Genomic DNA, 20967 nt, shown 5'->3' on the forward strand with positions numbered 1-20967 from the left:
GTCCAACATAGCTTCAAAAATTTCTTTAAAATTATTGATAAGACAACTTCTTAAAAAGTCAGTTTGAAAAGAAAACCCAGTAAATATTTCTAGGATAAAACGTATACTATCAAGTTTTTTATTCCTGATAGTATGCGCTTTTTATTTGAATACTTGCTACAAAACCTCACAAGATTTACTATCATGCCATACCAAAATGGACTATTTTTTGATTGCACAAAAATATTATTTTCAAATATTTAGAAATAATCGAACAAATTAAATATTATTTCTAAATATTTGAAAATAATTTCTATTTGTATTATACTATCTTTGAGGTATCTATTATGAACTATATCAAAAGACCACATTATTTAGACTTTTTAAGAAGACATCGTGATCGCCAAATCATCAAAGTTGTGAGCGGAGTTAGACGAGCTGGTAAATCTGTGCTTTTTCAACTCTATAAAGAGGAGTTACTAGCAACTGGGGTAGACGAGGATCAAATCATATCCATCAATTTTGAAGATCTGAGTTATTATGAACTGCGACATTTTCAAACATTATTCGCTTATATAAAAGATCAATTAGTTAGCGAGAAAACATACTATATCTTTTTAGATGAAATTCAACATGTTGAAAAATTTGAACTGGTAGCAGATAGTCTATTTATCCTACCAAATGTTGACCTCTATTTGACTGGATCCAACGCCTACTTTATGAGTAGCCAATTAGCTACAAACTTGACCGGTCGGTATGTTGAGATAGAAGTTCTTCCATTGTCATTTGAAGAATACCTATCAGGTCAATCTCTCACAGAGAATCTGAATACAACAGAAATTTTTAACAAATATCTCTTTAGTGCTTTCCCTTACTTATTGCAAACATCATCTTACGCTGAAAAAATTGATTATCTAAGAGGAATATATAACTCCATACTGTTAAATGATATTGTCACTAGATTGGGAAATCCAAATCCTACTATTATTGAACGCATTGTCCGAACCCTTCTCAGTAGTACAGGTAGCTTAATATCAACAAATAAGATTCGCAATACCCTAGTTAGCCAAAATGTTTCAATCTCCCATAATACTTTGGAAAATTATTTGACAACTTTGACAGATAGTTTACTTTTTTATTCCGTTCCACGTTTTGATGTAAAAGGTCGAGCATTATTGCGACACTTAGAAAAATATTATCCCGTTGATTTAGGTTTACGACATCTCTTATTACCAGACCACAAAGAAGACATTGGGCATATCTTGGAAAATATGGTATATTTGGAATTGAGACGTAGATATTCACAAGTATATGTTGGTAACTTAGATAAGTATGAGGTTGATTTTGTTGTTGTAACTGATCTTGGTCACTACGCTTATTATCAGGTCAGTGAAACAACACTTGCTCCAGAAACACTAGAAAGAGAACTTAGACCACTAGAAGCCATTAAAGATCAATTCCCTAAATATCTATTAACAATGGATACGATTCAGCCAACAGCCAATTACAATGGTATTGAGAAGAAAAATATCATAGATTGGTTACTAGAAAAATAGATAAATATAAATCATTCAGCTAACTAGATTTGTAACAGTCTGTTATCAATGATTCTCCCTAAGTCCTAGCAAGATATAAGGAATTGAGAACACTGACACTTGAAGAATAAAATGGAATCTATAACTTCTGAAAACAATATTATTACTCAAGACGATGAACCTCTATAGAATTAATGAAGCTAGGAATTAAACGGAACTATAAAGAAAAAAAGACTGAATAATCAGGCTTTAAAATCCTAAACGCGCATAATATCAGGTGTTGAAGAAACTTGATATTATGCGTTTTATTATGGAAATATTTCCTTCATTTTCTACTGAAATAGGGTTTGTGCTAGCCTATTTTCTCTATTTCCAATGACTTACTTCAGCTTCTTACTTCTTATGAAAAACATCAAAAGGCTGAACTATCAAAGTTTGGAATTATCCAATCCGATTAACAATATGTCTTTACTTATATCGATATGAAGGGTAACGTTAATAGCCCTCTACACTCTGACTATCTTAATAATAAAATGAAATCTGTCAAACGTCGTCATCCAGAACTTAAACATGCATTCCCTTATAAATTAAGACATACAGGGGTAACGTTAGCAAAACAGGCTGGAACATCTATTGAAGGTATTTCTGAGTCTCTAACACATAGTGACACGATTACAACAAAGACTTATGTCAATACTTCGAATGTCCTTCCAATGGCTGTTGGAGAGATTGCTCATCGTAATCTTAAAAAGTAATGGTGTGAATTTTACTAAAAATCATCAAAAAAACACCCCATGGTGTGAACCATGAAGTGTTGTAAATGCTGCATTATAGCTGGTTCTTAACGTTTTGAGAATTGTGATGCTTTACGAGCTTTTTTCAAGCCTGGTTTGACAAAGTTTTGTTTTAATTTATTTTAGTGTAGCATGATACCAACATCTTTTGACCTTCTATTACAATATTTAATAAAAAAATTGAATAAGTTGAACTAAAAAAGAGAAAGTTTCTCCTTCTGTTATTATCAATATCTTGCTTTTGGACTAGGAAGTTAAGTAGTTATGCGAAAACTGAGTCATAGGAATAAATCTTTTTCTAGTAATGTTTCGCAACTCTACTATAACGAATTTATTCCTTTTAGTGTTTACACAACTTATTTTACACTACCTCACTTTGTCATTCAAACTAAACATGGTATAATAGTTAAGATTTTTACACTACTCATTTCTGGGCAGAAGTGGGCAGTAAAATTTAAGAAACAGGGGCTAAACCCTTGGTATGAAAGGAATCTATAAAATATTATGATGAACATGCAAAACTTGTTCCAAGACTTTTTTAGACTTGTTAACGTCAGAAATATTGATTTAAAACCTTTCTTGATTCCCAAAATTAAACTAAAATGACCTGAAATCATTTCAATAAGGCTAAAAATAGACTATGCAGTATCTTCTATATAATCAAAAATGCTTCACTTAATTAGTGAGGCATTTTTGATTAATATTCACTGTAAAGGTCTATTTATTTAACTCAAGAGATGATGATATTATTTTCAGAAAGATATTTTTCACACTTTTTAAACTGATTATAGTAATGTTGCAAATACACCGCTCCTTTATTTAATGCGTCTACCCTATCAATAACTTGAAGATCATAGTTTCCATTTTCATTTTTTAAATAAACAAGCAATAATAATTTATAAGAACCATCTACACCTTCGAATAAACAAAAAATAAAATGAGATTGATTTTCATTTGGATTATTCGAAATGAACGAACTGGGAGCAATACAATTATTATAATGTAGCCTGGCTGGATTGAAAAAATTACTATTTTCATTAAGATGGATATGAACTGCATTAAATGAAAAATAGTTATCATCTATTGTATCATTTTTTACATCATTATTTTTAATATAAGGTGTGAATATGTAAGTAGACTTTATGGTTCCTGAATTTTCATATATTCTTAGCTTAGGTACCTCAATCTCCTTTTCCTCACCGTTGAATACAGCTTTTACTTCTGACATTGCCTCTTTTTTATAGGAGATGGATAATTTAGCTCTTCTATCTGTTTTTAAAACATTAATTCTTTCTATATATACAGTAATAATACTGATAAGAAATGCCAAAAATGCAATCGGTTCACTTATGACTTGCTGATAAACATAAGAAACGATATCAATAAACATTTTAACAACTGTCACTTTAGATTGTCTTAATATATAAACCAATAAACATATGGTTAACCAAAACCAAATCGTTTTATAAAAAGTTAGTTTTTTCAATTTTTTCATTTTAAATTCTCCACTCCATAATCTTTATCGTTCTCTAAAGTTATTATCCTAATCAGTTTGATTTACCATTTATTATGACCTCCAATAATTCATCCGCAACAACATCTTCAACGTACTTCCTTATCGCTCTAACATTAGGGAGGGTGTTTAGATGCGATTCAATACAAGCTAATATCTTGTCCTCATCTAGATATTCCTGATACCTTTCATCTATATATTCAGAGCTAATAATTTTTGAATACGTCAATTTTAAAATTTTCTTTTTCTCATCAATAGATAGTGGAGAAAATTTAACAAAACCATCAAATCGACTCAATAATGCTATATCAATATTTTTTCCATTTCTAAACGACTTTTAAAATTAGAAGTGCAAATAATAATTGAGTTACTTAAATCTACTTTATAATTTTGATCTTCATAAATGCCTTCATCAAACATTTGAAAGAAGGTGCTATGAAAAAATGCAGGAGCTAAAGCGAACTCATCAAGCAAAATAACATTAGATTCTCTGTTTAGTAATGTTTTAGAAAATGAGTCCTCGCTATGGTTTGCTGATTTAAAATATTTTACACTTGATTCACCACCAACCATCGACATTTGTTCTCTAATAATATTGTTATTTCCATACAGTGTAAATGATAGTTGTTTTACTGTTTCAGTTTTTCCTATTCCTGGTTCACCATAAAACATTAATACTAGTGGTTTCGCATTCGTACGCACCAACTGAGTAACCAATTTCCTTAATAAACTTTTCTTAGCTTTTTCTTGACCAACTATTTTTTCATTTAAATCTTCAGAAATCCTTTTAAGTTGCTCCTCACTAATTTTTGCAAAAGTACTTTGTTCAATATTTAAAAATTCTGATTTAACTTGTTGCTTTAATGAATTAAAGAATTTTTTAGGGGGATTATGAAGATATATTTCTTCAGTTCCTGAATCATTAAAAATTTTGATTAATAAATCAATATTTTCAAAAACTAGGCTCCCAGAAAGCGAGTAGGTATCCATTCTAAAAATACAATTCTTTTTATCTATTAGAGGTTTTATTATATCAATAATAGTAGAATCTTTAGTCCAATTTATAATAACCTCATTAAATGAAACATAGTTATCTAATTTTACGACTCTTTCATTAAACTTTTGAACTGGCTCAAAAAAAATATTAAATCTTACCATTACACACCTGCCACTAGAACATCATATATCGGTATTTTCTCATTATTTTGTTCTTCATCAAAGTCAGCTCCTAGTTGTGACTGTCTCTGGTTTGATAATCTATCTATCATTGTATTAAAACTTAAATCAATTGAATCTACTTCTCCAACCTTAATTCCATAAAGTTTGACATCCATCTTAGTTAAGTCACTCAACGTATAATTATTACGTAGACCCGATATATTGAATCTGAAAACACTTTCATTACTCTCGGAACTAATTCCCTTAATTTCATAATATCCAGAAAGTCGGTCCAAAGTTCGTTCAATATTCTTTATTTCAATACCTTTAAAATTATTTTTATCATCATCTGTAATACTATTCATTTTAGTAATATCACTAATCATATCGAGAACAGGAGTGATGTTACGGTAAAAAGCGGGGGAGTCTTTTTCAATAAAAAGTTTAACATTATCTAAACGTTCCACTTTTGAAGAACCTTTTTTATCGGTCGCAAACTTTTTAAAGTTACTTAGCAATGTAGAGGTAATCTGTGATTCTACTACACCGCTTCGTTGATATGAAGCATTTCCAGAGAGTCCTATTTTAAATCGAGTAAAGAAACTCATACCAACCTTTCCCTCGGTATCTACCTCAACCATATTTTCGGACACACGTCTTATGATATCAGATTGTATCCCATTTTGATGTAATTCTAAAAAATCAAAAACAGCTTGCTCATCAAGATAAACAATTTTCCCAGCAAAAAAATCAGCCATTACTTCCTCCTTGTTACTATATATTCAGACTATTTAATAATCATATTATACCAAAATATCAAGTATTACTAAAAATACTACTATATATCCCTCAATTTAGTAAGCAAATCGAAAAAAGAACACCCCGAAAGGTGCTCTCTGTAAGTATAGTAATTCTTTCGAATTAACGTTTACTAAATTGTGATGCTTTACGAGCTTTCTTAAGACCTGGTTTCTTACGTTCAACTTTACGTGAATCACGTGTAAGAAGTCCTGCGCGTTTCAATGAATCGCGGAAGTCTGGGTCTACTTGAAGAAGGGCACGAGCGATACCGTGACGGATAGCTCCTGATTGACCAGCGTATCCACCACCTACAACGTTAACGAAAACGTCGTATGAACCTGCAGTTGAAGTAACTGCGAATGGTTGGTTGATTACAAGACGAAGGTCAGCGTGTGGGATGTACTCTTCAACATCTTTTTTGTTAACAGTGATTTTACCAGTTCCTGGAACAAGGCGAACGCGTGCAACAGCGTTTTTACGACGTCCAGTACCTGCATATTGTGCTTGTGACATACTTTATTGTTCCTTTCCTTAGATAAGTCCTGAAATATCAAGAACTTCTGGTTGTTGTGCAGCGTGAGTGTGCTCAGCTCCAACAAATACTTTCAACTTCATACCTTGAGCGCGTCCAAGAGTATTGTGTGGAAGCATACCTTTAACTGATTTCTCGATCAAACGTACTGCATTTTTAGAACGAAGTTCACCTGCAGAGATTTGTTTCAATCCACCTGGGTGGTTTGAGTGAGTGTAGTAGATTTTATCAGTTGCTTTTTTACCAGTCAATTTAACTTTTTCAGCATTGATAACAATCACAAAGTCACCTGTATCAGTGTGTGGTGTAAATGTTGGTTTGTTTTTTCCGCGAAGTACGCTAGCAACTACTGCAGAAAGACGTCCAAGTGGTACATCAGTTGCGTCAACTACGTACCATTTACGTTCAACTTGGCCTGGTTTAGCCATAAATGTTGTTTTGTTCATGATTTCTCCTATATATAGTTCGATTTTTGTTTACGGTGATGGGTGTTCCTTCCCATCGAAAAGTATTTGGAAGGTTCCGGGGCCTTTCAAATGGGGTAAACAATACCGCCTACTATAATACCAAATTTCACCTCTAAAAGTCAATAGATATGAAAAATATTTTTCTGAATTCCACTCTTTTTATCTCTAAAAAACCTCGCTTTCGCGAGGCTCTTCTATTTATAAGATAAGGCACGTTTAAAGGTTTTCCAAGGACCTAAATCATCTGTTTGCAGAACGAGGCTAGCATACATACGTCCGATAAAGACTGTTGCCGTTACTGCAAAAGCAATCGTAATAGCAAGTGAAATCCAAGCTTCTAACCCATTTGCATAACCATTAATAGCTCTAAATGGCATGAAGAAAGTCGAAATAAAGGGAATATAAGAACCGATTTTCAAGATCAAATTATCCCCTGCAGAACCTAAAGCAGTAACTCCCACAAAGCCTACCACAATTATAATCATCAAAGGTGACAAGGCTTTTCCTGCATCCTCAGGACGAGAAACCATAGAACCTAGAAAGGCTGCTAAAACTACATACATAAAGAGACTGACTAAAATAAAGAGCAAGGTATTTAGAGAGAAAGCATCTCCCAAATGGTCCAGAATACCCAACTGAGCTAATAATGGCAAATCTTTAAAGAGCAAAATGGCAGCGAGACCACCCACGACATAGATGCCGATATGAGTCAAAATCACAAGCAACAAGGCAAGCATACGAGCATAGAAATAATGGCTGGCTCGAATGCTAGAGAAGACCACCTCCATGATTTTAGTCCCCTTCTCGCTAGCCACTTCCTGAGCCGTAACGCTCGCATAAGTAATTAAAATCATATAGAGAAAGGCTCCAACCGCTGTAGCCGCAATTGTTTGAATCATTTTTTTATTTTCCTTGGATTCATCAATTTTCTCCGTGAAGTTAACTGTTTGTTCCAAGCGTTTTTCCTGTTCTTGCGACAAATTAGCTGCCGAACGATTGAGTTGACCTTGAAGCTCATTTAACTTGCTCGTTACTCCTAGCTTAATAGCACTCTCAAGGGAAGTTTCACCGTGATAAACTGCCTTCAAGACACTATCCTCTTGGTCAATGGTCAGATAACCTTTTAATTTTTCATCTTTAATCGCTTCTTTGGCACTTGCTTCGTCTTTATAGTCAAAGTTAACACCATTTACATTCTTCAGTCCTTCTGCTACAGACGGCACTGTTGTCACTACTGCCACTTTATCATTTTTAGCCATTGAAGAGCCTTGGAGATAGCCAATTCCCCCAGATAGACCGATAAACAAGAATGGTGAAATCACCATAAAGAAGAAACTCCACGACTTGATGTGTCGAAGATAGGTTTCCTTCATTACAACCCACATATTTCTCATACTTCCACCCCTGATTCTAGTTTAAAGATTTCATCGATTGTCGGCGCTTGCTGGTCAAAGGTTGCGATATATTGCCCCTGAGTCAAGATTGGGAAGAGTTCCCTTCCAGCGCTCTCATCCTCCAAGATCAAGTTCCAACTGCCTTGTTTGGTCAAGCTCACCTGTTTGACATGAGGAAGGTTTTCTAATTCTTCCTTGCTTCGTTCACTTGAAACAAAGAGACGCGTTTTCCCGTATTGATTGCGGACATCCTGAACTGGTCCATGTAAGACCACACGGCCATCTCGAATCATGAGAATATCGTCACAAAGTTCCTCAACATTAGTCATGACATGGTCAGAAAAGATAATGGTTGCTCCGCGCTCTTTTTCCTGAAAAATGACTTGCTTGAGCAATTCAGTATTGACTGGATCCAATCCACTGAAAGGCTCATCCAAAATAATCAAGTCTGGCTCATGAATCAGAGTAATAATGAGCTGAATCTTCTGCTGATTTCCTTTTGACAGACTCTTGATTTTATCAGTCAGCTTCCCTTTCACTTCCAACTTCTTCATCCATTGAGGGAGTTTTTCCTTGATTTCCTTAGCATCCATACCTTTTAGAGTCGCCAAGTAGCGAACTTGTTCAAGGACTGTCAATTTAGGCATGAGACTGCGTTCTTCAGGCAAATAGCCAATCCGAGCATAGGTCTCTTGACAAATATCCTGACCATCTAGACTGATTTCTCCTTGGTATTCTAAAAACTTCAAAATACTGTGGAAAATCGTTGTTTTCCCAGCACCATTTTTTCCGACTAATCCTAAAATACGACCTGGTCGCGCTTGAAAGTCAATGCCAAACAAAACTTGCTTGGGTCCAAAACTTTTCTCTAGACTTCTTACTTCTAGCATCTTTCACCTCCGAAATGTCTTGCACTCATTATACTCCTTTTTGATAGCCTTTACAATGATTTCTGTCCATTTTTATCATCCTCATTTTAGTAAAAAATCTTAGGGTACTTTGAGTTATGAGTACATTATACACTGGTAAACTCCAATTTATCTTCTCTGTTCCTCAACTGTCTATTTTTGATCCTGAATTGTTATTTGAAAAGCAAAAATCCACCCCGAAGGATGGATTGATGAGTTAACGTACTTCTGCATTGACTTTTTCTTCGAGTGATGCTTGGATTTTTTCCATATAGCGTGCGACTTCTTCGTCCGTTAAGCTGTCTTCTGGATTTTGGAAGGTCAAGCTATAAGCCATTGACTTCATACCTAGTCCCAATTTTTCGCCTGAGAAGACGTCAAAGAGTTTGATATCTGTCAAACGTTTCACGCCGGCAGCTTGGATAGCGTCCACAACTTCTTGATGAGTCACTTCTGCCTTGAGGAGGAGGGCAACGTCACGGCTGACTGCTGGGAATTTGGTGATTTCCACAAATGGAGCAGCTGGTCGAAGGGCAGCTTCGATGGCTGAAAGGTTGAGCTCAGCCACATACGTTTCTGGAATATCGTAGGCCTTAGCAGTGACTGGGTGTACTTGACCAAGGAAACCAAGAACTTGGTCACCGAGTGAAATGACTGCTGTACGACCTGGATGAAGGCTAGCGATTTCAGATGTTGCTGTATAAGTTACTTGGAGTCCCAAACGAGCAAAGAGGGCTTCAAGGATGCCCTTAGCATAGAAGAAATCAACTGGAACTGCTGCTGTTTGGAAATCTTTTTCAGCAACCAAGCCTGTCAAGGCAAAGGCAAAGCTATTAATTTCATTTGGAAGTTCTTCTTTTGGATTGCCTGTTTGTTCAAAGACTTTTCCGATCTCGTAAAGGGCCAAGTTTTTGTTCTTACGAGCCACGTTGTAGGCAACAGTATCAAGGATACCTGAGATCATATTTTGACGGAGGACAGAACGGTCCACAGTCATTGGCCACATGAGTTCCGTAAGGTTGCTTGGTTGAGCCGTAAACTCAACTGCTTTTTCAGGAGTTGTCAGAGCGTAGGTGATGATTTCTGTCAAACCTGCTCCTTCAGCAATGGTACGAACTTGACGGCGAAGTTTTTGTGTCGCAGTCAATTCACCAGCTGTCCCATCGTCTTTTGGAAGGCTGGTTGGCAAGCGGTCATATCCATAGATACGAGCGATTTCTTCAAAGAGGTCTGCCTCGATGGTGATATCCCAGCGACGGCGTGGGACACTGACTGTAAAGCTATCTGCATTGCCAGAAAGACCAAATCCAAGACGACGGAAGACGTCTTCTACATCAGCATAAGAAAGATCAGTTCCGAGGACACGGTTAACATCAGCAAGAGTTGAAGAAACTTCCACATCAGAGGTATCAAGCTCACCCGCTGAAACGATACCTTTACGCACCGTCGCACCTGCAAGTTCTGCAATCATGCTAGCCGCCGCATCAAGGGCTTCGTTAACAGTTGCCACATTAATCCCTTTTTCAAAGCGAGAAGATGACTCAGAACGAAGGTTGAGGCGACCACTGGTCTTGCGGATAGATTTTCCGTTGAAGACTGCAGCTTCAAGGACGACACGACTAGATTTATCAGAGATTTCTGTTGCTTGACCGCCCATGACACCTGCAAGGGCTACTGGCTTGTCTGCGACAGTGATAACTAAGTCATTCACGTCCAAGTCACGTTCTTCGCCATCCAAGGTCACCAATTTTTCACCAGCGTGCGCTTCACGCACACGGATGTCACTCCCTTCAAAGGTATCCAAGTCAAAGGCGTGCATTGGTTGACCAAAGTAGAGAAGGATGTAGTTGGTCACGTCCACTACGTTATTGATTGGACGGATTCCTTCGTTCATGAGAAGGTTTTGCAACCATTGTGGACTTGGTGCGATAGTCACATTATCCAAGATACGAGCGGCATAGTAAGGCGCTTTGTCTGTCTCAATGCTGACAGAAAGGGCATCTGCCGCAGCTTCATTAGTTTCTGTTAGAGTAAATTCTTTAAAGTTGACTGCCTTGTCATAGATGGCTGCCACTTCGTGAGCCACTCCACGCATAGAAAGGGCATCCGCACGATTTGGTGTGATTGAAAGTTCGATGATTTCATCATCCAAGTCTAGGTAAGAGAAGACTTCATCCCCAGGAACGGCATTTTCTGGCAAGATTTGGATACCATCTGCGAATTCCTTAGGCACAACGGAGTCAGAAATTCCCAATTCGCCAAGCGAACAGATCATTCCAAGTGACTCTAAACCACGGATTTTTCCTTTTTTGATTTTGTAGTTGTCAGCGATGCGAGCTCCTGGAAGAGCCACCATAACCTTGATACCAGCACGCACATTTGGGGCACCACAGACGATTTGACGGGCTTCTTCTTCGCCAACGTTAACCTGACAAACATGGAGGTGAGTTTCTGGCACATCTTCGCAAGACAAGACCTCACCGACGACAATTTTTGAGAGACCAGCAGCAGGTGATTCCACACCTTCTACCTCGATCCCTGTAGTTGACATTTTTTCAGCCAACTCTTGTGATGGCACATCAATGTCCACCAATTCTTTTAACCATTTATAAGATACAAGCATAATTTAGTTCTCCAGAATGACAGTTGCCACTCTAGTTCTTTTCCTTTCCTATCATTTCAATAGAAGAATCATCTTCTTACCTTAATTTCTTTTTCAGTAACCAATCTGTATCTACTTTTTGACCAACCATAAAATGATGTTGGCTAAATTTTTCAAAACCATATCGATTATAAAATGCTTGAGCTTTTGTATTATGCTCCCAAACACCTAGCCAAGCCCAAGAAAAACTATTTTTGGTAGCAAGTTCAAGAGCGAATTCAAACAGTTGCTTACCTAGTCCAAATCCTTGGAATTTTTGTAGCACATAGAGGCGTTGAATTTCAAAAGCATCCTCTAATTCTCTCTCAGTCTGAGCACTTCCCCAGTTGACTTTGAGAAAACCAGCTCTCTCCTCTTCATGCATAATGAAATAGGTTTCGGATTCTGGATTTTCCAACTCAGTTGACAAAACTCTCAGACTATAAGCCTCTTCAAAGTATTCCTGTAACTGCTCTTCTGTATTATCATGAGCAAATGTTTCACGAAAGGTTTGTTTGGCAATTTTAGCCAACACCTCAACATCTGCCATTTCTACTTTTCTAATCATTATTTAAACTGTTCTGAGAAGCGGACATCTCCTTGGTAGAATCCACGGATATCGTTGATTCCGTAACGGAGCATAGCTACACGCTCTTGTCCAAGACCAAAGGCAAATCCAGAGTAAACAGTCGCATCGATACCACTCATTTCAAGGACACGTGGGTGAACCATACCGGCACCCATAATTTCGATCCAACCTGTTTTCTTACATACGTTACAGCCTTCTCCACCACACTTGAAGCAAGAAACATCCACCTCAACAGATGGCTCTGTGAATGGGAAGTAAGATGGACGCAGACGGATCTGACGCTCTTCACCGAACATTTTTTGGACAATCAACTGAAGGGTTCCTTGAAGGTCTGCCATAGAGATGTTTTTCCCAACAACCAAGCCTTCAATTTGGTGGAACTGGTGACTGTGGGTCGCATCGTCTGTGTCACGACGGAACACACGCCCTGGTGAGATCATTTTTAAAGGACCTTTAGAGAAATCATGGGCATCCATAGCACGCGCCTGCACTGGAGACGTGTGGGTACGGAGCAAGATTTCTTCAGTGATATAGAAAGTATCCTGCATATCACGAGCTGGGTGGTCTTTTGGAAGGTTCATACGCTCAAAATTATAGTAGTCTTGCTCCACTTCAAAACCATCCACGACTTGGTAACCCATCCCAATGAAAATATCTTCGATTTCCTCACTGGTTTGTGTGAGGACATGACGGTGACCAGTCGCAACTGGACGACCTGGAAGCGTCACATCGATACTCTCGCTAGCCAGCTGAGCCGCGACTTTCTTTTCTTCCAAGAGCTTAGCTATTTCTTCAAAGGCAGCTGTCAAGACATCGCGCGCTTCATTGACGTGTTTCCCAATGATTGGACGCATCTCAGCAGAAACATCTTTCATTCCTTTAAGAATCTCCGTAAGCGAACCCTTTTTCCCAAGGACAGAGACACGCAAGTCTTGCATCTCTTTTTCGTTTTCAGCAGTAATCTGCTTCAAGCTAGCCAGCGTTTCTTCGCGAAGCGCTTTTAATTGTTCTTCAATAGTTGACATAATTCCTCCATCAGTCTCTCGTAGATAAAAAGAAAACCACATGCCAAAAACTCCACTCGGAGCGTTGACACGCGGTACCATCCGTTTTCATCTGACAAGTCAGACCTTCATTTCTAGATCCATGCGCAAGTGAATTCACCCAGCTTTCATATAGAGAGCTTGCAGTCACGGCTCTCCTCCCTGATATACTTCCCTTGAGTTACTAGTCTTGCAGATTTCTATTCAATTACTACATAGTTTATCAGATTTTGAGTTAAAAAACAAGTTAGATTAGATTAATTTCAATACAAAACTCATTCCTTTTTCTGTTGCTCCATTTTCCACAAATCCAAGCGACTTGAAACACCTCCTAGAAGCATGATTGTAGGTGTAGATTTCCTTGACTCTCAATTCTTTCCATCCTTTTACTCGAGCCAATTCAATCAAAGCACTTAGAATCTTTTTTCCAAGTCCTCGATGTTGGTAAGCGGAATTCCCAATCACAATGGGGAGATTATCCTGAGATAGTGTAACATCCCCAATTGGAAACCATTCTCCCTTCTCCTTGACTTCAATCCAAAAAAGTTCACCATGCTGATCCAAATGGGAATACATAGCTTCCAAAGTTTCTTGACTATAAGGTTTCTTCACACCATCTACGAGGTGAACTAAGTTCACATCCTGATACCAAGCAAAAGCTTCTTCACAATGATTGACCTTATAATAAGGAACAAGACGCAGTGCATTATCTATTTGTAAAATCCGTTTCATCTGCTTTCCTTTTCCACAAAATAGTTGCTGCTTGATTAAAACCATCACACCAGTTATACCATTTTGCTTCATACTCATCTTGAGCTAAGATATGATTTTTTAAATCCAGAACAGAGTAAATCATTCTTTCCTCACAAGCTTGCGCATAGAGATGATATAGTTCATCACCACCATCTCTATCCCACTCAGCAGAAATCGTATCCCGACCTGCCAATAAAGCCTGATAAGCCCTGTGATGTCCATCTGTAATCAACAAGCAATTTCCAAAGGCAAGAATACTGATTGGATCGACTTGGATTGTTTCTGCCGACTGGTAAAGCATCTGAATATCTTGCAACTTCTTTTCTGATAAGTATAGTTGAGTCGGATGAAGATCTGCTATATTGACTTTCATTTCTTTCTCCTCAAAGGAATTTGATACTCACTTCTGCTTGCCTTTAAATCGCCATTGGAAGCGAAGTTTATCATAGAAGGGAAACTCGATAAACAGGACTCCCAAGCCCACACAGAGACTGGCAAGGACATCTGATGGATAGTGAACTCCCAGATAGACCCTTGATACCAGCACACTGACTAGGTAGAGACCAAGGACGATTTGTACGATTTTTCTCCAGACTGGATTTTTCATCCGTTGACTGAGAATGATAATCAGAGAACCGACCATCAAGGTTACAGCCAGAGAATGGCCACTTGGAAAGGAAAATCCCTTCTCCTCAACCAAGTGTAAAATAGCTGGTCGAGGGCGCTGATAGATGTTTTTAAAGGTCACAATTAAAAGACCTGCCAAAGCCAGATTTCCCAGCATGAAGAAACTTTCTATCTTCCACCGCTTACGATAAAAGATAAAGGCTACAATGACAACCCAAGTGATAATCACTGGGATATCAATCAGGCGTGTAATGGATCGGAAAAGAATAGTTAAATAATCTGGCAAATCTCCTCGAATGGCAGTCTGAATCGATTGGTCAAAATTGACCAACATTTCAGGGTAAAATTTGACCATATAGCCAAGAATAACGAAAAGTAAAAGGGCAAAACTGCCCTTCATTAAAAATGTTTGTTTATCTTTCATAGTGTTTTAAGGTTGGTTTCAAGAGAACGTACAACAACCAGAATGAAACGGAAAAGATTGCACCTTCAATCAAATTAAAAGGTAATACCATAGTCATTAGGTAGTTGGAAAGTCCCAAAATTTTTCCAATATCAAAGTTAGCAAACTTAGCGTACAAAGGAACAGCGTAAACATAGTTGAGAACTAACATAGCCACGGTTAAACCAATAGTCCCAGCTAGAGAGCCTAGTAGGAAACGAAGGGTTGTCCGTTCCTTTTTCCAAATCAAAGCAAAGACGATGACAAAAACTCCCAAAGCTACGATATTCATCGGCAAACCAATGTAAGTATTCACTCCTTGACTATTAAGAAGCAATTTCAAGAGTGAGCGAAGCAAGAGAATTCCTAGAGCAGCAGGCAAATCCATGACCACCAAGCCCACAAGGACTGGCAAGATACTAAATTCGATCTTGAGGAAGGACGCCGCTGGCAAAAGCGGAAAGTCAAAGTACATCAGCACAAATGAGATGGCTGATAGAATTGCAATGGTCGAAAGTCGACGTGTGTTTGTCATAACAGGTTCCTCCAATTTTCTATAAAATCAGAAGAAGTTAGAAAGGATTCCTCTATCTATTCTCACTTTTTATATCCCAAAAGTTCCCTCTCACTCTATTAAAGAAAACAAAAGCAAGCGGTTACAGTTTAGCTATAAATCTATCAGAACAGACAAAGCTATTCTTTCGTCTTCTCCCATCCAGACTATACTGTCGGTTGTGGAATCTCACCACATCAGCTTGCGCTCGCGGACTTATTTGGCTAAGATATTTTAGATTTATCTAGGCGTCGCAGTCGAAGATAATACTTAAAGTATATCGAGACAAGACAACAACGAGAAAGCTAAAATAGCTAGTCAAATTTACCGCCGGTCGGGAATCACACCCTGCCCTGAAGACTCTTTTATCATAACAAAAAACGCTTGCAAGCGCAAGCATTTTGTTCATTTTCATTTTTTATTTCAATTTATCCACTTCATAGGTATGAACAAGCTCAAGACCTGCAAAATTCTGCTGGCGAAGAGCCTCATAGACAATCATGCAGACGGTATTAGACACATTGAGACTGCGGACATGTTCATCATTCATGGGAATACGGAGAGCCTTTTCAGGATGTTCGCGCATAAAGTCCTCAGGCAAGCCCTTGTCTTCGCGTCCAAAGAGAAAATAATGGTCTTCGTCAGTCGATAAATCTACCTCAGAATACACGTTCTCAGCAAATTTTGAGATCAGATAGAGTTTGCCCTTCATCAGAGACATGAAATCTTCTAAACTATCGTAAAAATAAATCTCTAGTTTATCCCAATAATCCAATCCAGCTCGCTTCATCTTGCGGTCGTCAATAGGAAAGCCCATTGGCTTGATGATGTGGAGGGGAGAATTGGTCGCAGCGCAAGTACGCGCGATATTGCCTGTATTTTGTGGAATTTGAGGTTCAAATAATACAATATGATTTGTCATGACTTGCTTCCTTTTACCATTGCAAAAAAATAGCCACACTGCCCGGAGTCAAGCTCAGCAAACAGCGTGGTTAAGGCATCGTTAACTTACCTCACAACAGGTTTGAAGTAAATCAGCGAAACTACTTTCTTAGTATAACACTTTCAGAATCATTGTCAATAGAAACGACTTGATTTTTTCAATTTTTTCAAGCTATTTCCAAGGGTTGTAAAATCGTCCGTGATTCTGCAAGATAAGTAGTAAACTAGCTACTAAAAATACAGCTGCCAAGAGCAAGGTAATATAATCTCCTTTTTTCAAGGCCTGATAACTATACCAAGTGCGTTTTTTCTCTTTCCCAAAGCGGCGAAGTTCCATGGCGGTCGCAATGGTATCAATGCGTTCTAGCGAGCTAAAAATCAAGGGAGTGATAATGCGCAGATTGCCTTTGATTCGTTGCATAAGAGAAGCTTTCTTGGATAATTCCATCCCACGCGCTTCCTGAGACATCTTGATTGTAAAGAATTCTTCCTGCAAATCTGGAATATAGCGCAAGGTCAGGCTGACAGAATAGGCAATCTTATAGGGCACACCAATTTGATTTAAACTGGAAGCAAACTGACTAGGGTGGGTTGTCATCAAAAAGATAATAGCCAGAGGAATGGTGCAAAGGTACTTAATAGCCAAATTTAGCAGATAAAAGAGTTCTTGACTGGTCAGAGTGTAAGCACCGATTCCCTGCCAAATCACACTTCTCTCTCCATAAAGTCCAACCCCATACTCGGGAGAAAAGAGATAGACCATCAAAACGTTTAAAACGGCAAATGCCGTCGCAAAAACGGCTACAAAGGAAACATCTTTAAAACGGATTTCTGACAAATAGAGGAGAAAGACCGAAAAGATGGCAATCAGAACAAGCAGTCTGGTATCATAGCTAATCATGGCCGCCAATGACACGAGGATGAAAAAGAGAAGTTTTCCAGCTCCTGACAAGCGATGAATCACAGTATCTCTGTGCTGGTAACCAATTAATTTTGCTTGCATCCTTCTCTCCTTTCTTTGTAAAATGCCGTTAAAGCAAGTGGATCCACGTCGAGTTTCTTAGCCAAGTTGAAGATAGAAGTTTCTTTTAGATTGGCTTTTACTAACAGCTCAGGACTGCTCAAAAGACTAGCTGGATCAGTATCGGCAATCAATTCCCCATCCACCATGACAAGAGCCCTATCCGAATAATCCAGCATCAATTGCATATCATGGGTAATCATGACAATGGTATGACCTTTTTGATGCAGTTCTTCAAGAAATTCCATAATTTCAGTATAGTTCTTCTGGTCTTGACCTGCAGTCGGTTCATCTAAGAGGATAATTTCAGCCCCTAAGACCAAAATTGAAGCAATGGTGACACGTTTTTTCTGACCAAATGACAGGGCAGAAATAGGCCAATTACGGAATTCATAGAGACCACAGATTTTCAAGGTTTCATAGACTCTCGTTTCAATTTCCTGCTCGTCCACACCTCGCAAACAAAGTCCCAGAGCCACCTCATCAAAAATCATATTGGTTGAAATCATTTGATTAGGATTTTGCAGCACATAGCCTACTCGTTCCGCCCGCTCTGCAACAGAATCTCCTTTGATATCCTGCCCTTCCCAAAGATAGCGACCTTCCGTCTGAATAAAGCTACTTAAGGTCTTGGCTAGGGTTGATTTCCCTGCTCCATTTTTCCCGACAATGGCAATCTTTTCGCCCTTTTTAATATCCAGATAGATGGATTTTAAAATCGGTCTATCATCATAAGAAAAAGACACATCCTCTAGTCTAAAGAGTGACTGTAATTCTGGAATCTCTTTTGTCAGTTCAGTCTGCAGCTGAACCTGACCTTTTGAGATAGACATGTTATCCAGATTTGCTAATTGTTCTTCCTTGGCCAAATCCACACCCAATTGACGGAGAGTGGTTAGATAAAGGGGTTCTCGGATTCCATTTTGGGTCAATAAATCAGTCGCCAGTAGCTGGTCAGGGCTCCCATTAAAGAGAATACGACCATCGTTTATCAAGACAATCCGATCCACAGGTCGATGCAGAACATCCTCCAAACGATGCTCAATAATAAGTGTCGTCGTTCCCTCTTCCTTATGAATCTGGTCAATCAATTCGATAATATCCTGACCTGACTTGGGATCCAGATTGGCGAGTGGCTCATCAAACAAAAGAATCGGACTCTCATCAATCAAGACACCAGCCAGACTGACTCGCTGCTTTTGTCCACCTGACAAATCCTGAGGCCGCTGAGCCAATAAAGGGAGAAGGTCCAGCTTTTCAGCCCATTTATGAACACGGCTTTTCATCTCTTCTAGACTTGTTACATCATTTTCTAGAGCAAAAGCCAAGTCCTCTGCCACAGATAAGCCGATAAACTGCCCATCTGTATCCTGCAAAACCGTGCTAACCAGATGAGATTTATCATAGATACTCATATCAAAGGCCGCTTGCCCCTTGATCAAAAATTCTCCAGACATCTGACCCTTGTAAATATTGGGAATAATTCCATTCAAACACTGACCCAAGGTAGACTTGCCTGAGCCAGATGGCCCAACAATTAAGACTTTCTCTCCCTTATAAATAGTCAAATCCACCCCTTGCAAGGTTGGTTCTTGTTGCGTTTCATACTGGAAAGAGAAATCCTTCCACTCAATTATAGCTTCTTTCATCTTACTCTCTTCATTCGCTTCTTAGACTTCTATTTTATCATAAATCGAACCCTTCTTGCAGACTCTTCTATTAAAAACTTAGCGCCAACAAGATTCCTAGCCTAAATTGCTTACCCGACTAGTCTATAAACATCGAAAAAGACTGGTTTCCCAGCCTTTTCCTTTATGTTAATCCTTTTTCAAACTTCCTGAACGAGTCTGCGTACGTGAATACGCTAGCAAGAGAAGGGTACCTGCGATAGCTACAGTTACAGCATTTGCAATTCCCGCAACAATCCCTTGGGCAAATACTTTTTCTGCCGCTTCTTGATAAATCACAACATCTCCAAGTGGTGCCAAGACACCCCAAACAAGAGCATTTGCAACAATCTGAATGAGGTTAAAGAAGACAATATCCTTCAACTCAAAAACACCCTGTGTTACTCGAATGTATTTTCTAAAGAGACCTACAGCTAGACCAAAGAGACCACTAGCAATAATCCAAGTCCACCATAGACCGTAGCCAGCAAGAGAGTCCTTCACTGCATGCCCAATTAAACCAACAAGTAGTCCCACTAGAGGGCCAAAAATAATAGACAAGAGGCTCTGTACCGCATACTGAAGCTGGATGCTTGTATTTGGAACAGGCGTTGGAATACTGATCATCCCGATGACAACAAAGAGCGCAGCTCCAACACCGATAGCAACAACTTGTTTAATTGATTGATTTTTCATCTATATTCTCCTATTTTATGATTCTATTTTCTTTATTTCAATGGTCCAAGATGAACCGACACCCACATTATAGGCCTTGGCAAAGGAACCTTGGTTGATAGCCAGACCTAAACGATAGAGAGAGTTGATGTAAAGGATGGGTTGCCCAATTCTCACATCTGCAAATGATTTGCCATAAACAACCTGATTTTGATAGACCAGCATATCTGCATGATAGATAGTCACCTCAAAACGGTCACCGAATGCTGGTCCCAGCTTGTAAAACTCTTCTCGTGTGATAGAGGTCCAAAGCGAGCCGAAACGCACATCCAGAATATCAATAGCTCCCTTCACCAAATGGTCTTCAATGATGGTCTCTACGACTGGAAGCTCCACAATCTGATCCACACTGAGCTCTGGTCCCACTTCCTCAAAAGAAATGTGACCACTGGCCAGTTTAGCACCAGTATAGGCATAGACATCACGACCGTGGAAGGTATAAGAATGCTCTGTATTTTGACGTCTATTGGCCACTTCAGAAATCTCACGAATAGCTACAATGCCAACGTGTTTCTTGATAAAAGAAAGCGTCCCATTATCTGGCGTGACAATGTATTGATTTTTTGCAGTCTTGGCAACTACACTCTTACGTTTCGAGCCGACACCTGGATCGACAACCGATACAAAAGTCGTTCCCTCAGGCCAGTAATCCACCGTCTGAAAGAGACGATAACTCCCCTCAAAAATATTATAAGGCGTAATATCGTGCGTCAAGTGATGAATTTTTAAGGTTGGAGATTCTTCTAAAGCCACTCCAATCATAGCCGATACCGCACCATCTACCAGACCAAAGTCTGATTGTAATACCAGTAAATTATTATTCATTTTATCTCCTTATACACCCTTTATCATACCATATTTCAGAGAAAGTCG

General features: G+C 38.6%; 22 protein-coding genes, 1 pseudogene and 1 riboswitch. Of the genes and pseudogenes, 3 read left to right on the top strand and 20 right to left on the bottom strand.

Annotated features, from left to right (window positions below; translation table 11 throughout):
• The first annotated feature begins 326 nt into the window (after window positions 1-326).
• Window positions 327-1535 (top strand): ATP-binding protein, encoded by a 1209-nt coding sequence (locus tag O3599_RS06515; RefSeq protein ID WP_247939896.1) that lies wholly within the window; start codon window positions 327-329, stop codon window positions 1533-1535.
• A 341-nt stretch (window positions 1536-1876) separates the two neighbouring features.
• Window positions 1877-2269, top strand: a pseudogene (locus tag O3599_RS06520) (site-specific integrase); the annotation flags it as partial.
• A gap of 769 nt (window positions 2270-3038) precedes the next feature.
• Here O3599_RS06520 and O3599_RS06525 read toward each other — a convergent pair.
• The 8 genes from O3599_RS06525 to O3599_RS06560 all read right to left on the bottom strand — a co-directional run bounded on the left by O3599_RS06525 (window position 3039) and on the right by O3599_RS06560 (window position 9063).
• Entirely contained in the window at window positions 3039-3803 is a 765-nt protein-coding gene (locus O3599_RS06525) for a hypothetical protein (RefSeq protein WP_224218679.1), read from the bottom strand.
• Window positions 3804-3855: 52 nt separating this feature from the next.
• On the bottom strand, window positions 3856-4119 hold the full coding sequence (locus O3599_RS06530) for a hypothetical protein (RefSeq protein WP_247939895.1): 264 nt from the start codon (window positions 4117-4119) through the stop codon (window positions 3856-3858).
• A 5-nt stretch (window positions 4120-4124) separates the two neighbouring features.
• On the bottom strand, window positions 4125-4979 hold the full coding sequence (locus O3599_RS06535; protein ID WP_247939894.1) for an AAA family ATPase: 855 nt from the start codon (window positions 4977-4979) through the stop codon (window positions 4125-4127).
• On the bottom strand, window positions 4979-5737 hold the full coding sequence (locus tag O3599_RS06540) for a DUF6414 family protein (RefSeq protein ID WP_224218681.1): 759 nt from the start codon (window positions 5735-5737) through the stop codon (window positions 4979-4981). Before O3599_RS06540 ends, O3599_RS06535 begins: the two co-directional genes overlap by 1 nt.
• A gap of 163 nt (window positions 5738-5900) precedes the next feature.
• Window positions 5901-6293 carry a 30S ribosomal protein S9 gene (rpsI, locus tag O3599_RS06545; RefSeq protein ID WP_000075964.1) on the bottom strand — a complete coding sequence of 131 codons (393 nt, stop codon included), beginning with the start codon at window positions 6291-6293 and terminating at the stop codon, window positions 5901-5903.
• 18 nt (window positions 6294-6311) lie between these two features.
• Window positions 6312-6758: a 50S ribosomal protein L13 gene (gene rplM, locus O3599_RS06550; RefSeq protein WP_001044624.1), complete on the bottom strand. Its 447-nt coding sequence runs from the start codon at window positions 6756-6758 to the stop codon at window positions 6312-6314.
• Between the two features lie 215 nt (window positions 6759-6973).
• A complete protein-coding gene (locus O3599_RS06555; RefSeq protein ID WP_247939598.1) occupies window positions 6974-8173 on the bottom strand; it encodes an ABC transporter permease in 1200 nt (399 codons plus the stop codon).
• On the bottom strand, window positions 8170-9063 hold the full coding sequence (locus O3599_RS06560) for an ABC transporter ATP-binding protein (RefSeq protein WP_247939597.1): 894 nt from the start codon (window positions 9061-9063) through the stop codon (window positions 8170-8172). The genes O3599_RS06555 and O3599_RS06560 overlap by 4 nt, the downstream gene beginning before the upstream one ends.
• Before the next feature lie 116 nt (window positions 9064-9179).
• Between O3599_RS06560 and O3599_RS06565 the strand changes: the two genes are divergently transcribed.
• Window positions 9180-9302 (top strand): hypothetical protein, encoded by a 123-nt coding sequence (locus O3599_RS06565; protein WP_261035765.1) that lies wholly within the window; start codon window positions 9180-9182, stop codon window positions 9300-9302.
• On the opposite strand, the gene pheT is transcribed toward O3599_RS06565, so the two are convergent.
• From pheT to O3599_RS06625, 12 genes are all read right to left on the bottom strand, one after another.
• Window positions 9299-11704: a phenylalanine--tRNA ligase subunit beta gene (gene pheT / locus O3599_RS06570; RefSeq protein ID WP_247939596.1), complete on the bottom strand. Its 2406-nt coding sequence runs from the start codon at window positions 11702-11704 to the stop codon at window positions 9299-9301. The two genes, O3599_RS06565 and pheT, sit on opposite strands and share 4 nt — an antisense overlap.
• A gap of 76 nt (window positions 11705-11780) precedes the next feature.
• Window positions 11781-12290: an N-acetyltransferase gene (locus tag O3599_RS06575; RefSeq protein WP_023946684.1), complete on the bottom strand. Its 510-nt coding sequence runs from the start codon at window positions 12288-12290 to the stop codon at window positions 11781-11783.
• Window positions 12290-13336, bottom strand: coding sequence for a phenylalanine--tRNA ligase subunit alpha (gene pheS, locus O3599_RS06580; RefSeq protein ID WP_031236936.1), 1047 nt, complete (start codon window positions 13334-13336; stop codon window positions 12290-12292). Before pheS ends, O3599_RS06575 begins: the two co-directional genes overlap by 1 nt.
• 270 nt (window positions 13337-13606) lie before the next feature.
• Complete coding sequence (locus O3599_RS06585; protein WP_025171450.1) at window positions 13607-14056, bottom strand: GNAT family N-acetyltransferase; 450 nt, start codon at window positions 14054-14056, stop codon at window positions 13607-13609.
• A gap of 4 nt (window positions 14057-14060) precedes the next feature.
• Window positions 14061-14480, bottom strand: coding sequence for a chromosome partitioning protein ParB (locus O3599_RS06590; RefSeq protein WP_000867300.1), 420 nt, complete (start codon window positions 14478-14480; stop codon window positions 14061-14063).
• Between the two features lie 27 nt (window positions 14481-14507).
• Window positions 14508-15158: a phosphatase PAP2 family protein gene (locus tag O3599_RS06595; protein ID WP_247939595.1), complete on the bottom strand. Its 651-nt coding sequence runs from the start codon at window positions 15156-15158 to the stop codon at window positions 14508-14510.
• Window positions 15148-15711 carry an ECF transporter S component gene (locus O3599_RS06600; protein WP_247939594.1) on the bottom strand — a complete coding sequence of 188 codons (564 nt, stop codon included), beginning with the start codon at window positions 15709-15711 and terminating at the stop codon, window positions 15148-15150. Before O3599_RS06600 ends, O3599_RS06595 begins: the two co-directional genes overlap by 11 nt.
• 164 nt (window positions 15712-15875) lie before the next feature.
• Window positions 15876-16094, bottom strand: a riboswitch (FMN riboswitch).
• A gap of 53 nt (window positions 16095-16147) precedes the next feature.
• Window positions 16148-16651, bottom strand: coding sequence for a tRNA (cytidine(34)-2'-O)-methyltransferase (locus O3599_RS06605; protein WP_247939593.1), 504 nt, complete (start codon window positions 16649-16651; stop codon window positions 16148-16150).
• A 192-nt stretch (window positions 16652-16843) separates the two neighbouring features.
• Window positions 16844-17674 (bottom strand): energy-coupling factor transporter transmembrane protein EcfT, encoded by an 831-nt coding sequence (locus O3599_RS06610; protein WP_247939592.1) that lies wholly within the window; start codon window positions 17672-17674, stop codon window positions 16844-16846.
• On the bottom strand, window positions 17659-19341 hold the full coding sequence (locus O3599_RS06615; RefSeq protein ID WP_247939591.1) for an ABC transporter ATP-binding protein: 1683 nt from the start codon (window positions 19339-19341) through the stop codon (window positions 17659-17661). The genes O3599_RS06610 and O3599_RS06615 overlap by 16 nt, the downstream gene beginning before the upstream one ends.
• A 168-nt stretch (window positions 19342-19509) precedes the next feature.
• Entirely contained in the window at window positions 19510-20055 is a 546-nt protein-coding gene (locus O3599_RS06620; protein ID WP_033689391.1) for an ECF-type riboflavin transporter substrate-binding protein, read from the bottom strand.
• A gap of 15 nt (window positions 20056-20070) precedes the next feature.
• The gene (locus O3599_RS06625; protein ID WP_049542540.1) at window positions 20071-20919 is read right to left on the bottom strand and encodes an S-adenosyl-l-methionine hydroxide adenosyltransferase family protein; all 849 of its coding nucleotides are present in this window, start codon (window positions 20917-20919) and stop codon (window positions 20071-20073) included.
• Between the last annotated feature and the right edge of the window lie 48 nt (window positions 20920-20967).

This window comes from Streptococcus sp. 27098_8_103, from assembly GCF_041432345.1.
In the GTDB taxonomy this organism is placed as follows: domain Bacteria; phylum Bacillota; class Bacilli; order Lactobacillales; family Streptococcaceae; genus Streptococcus; species Streptococcus mitis_BV.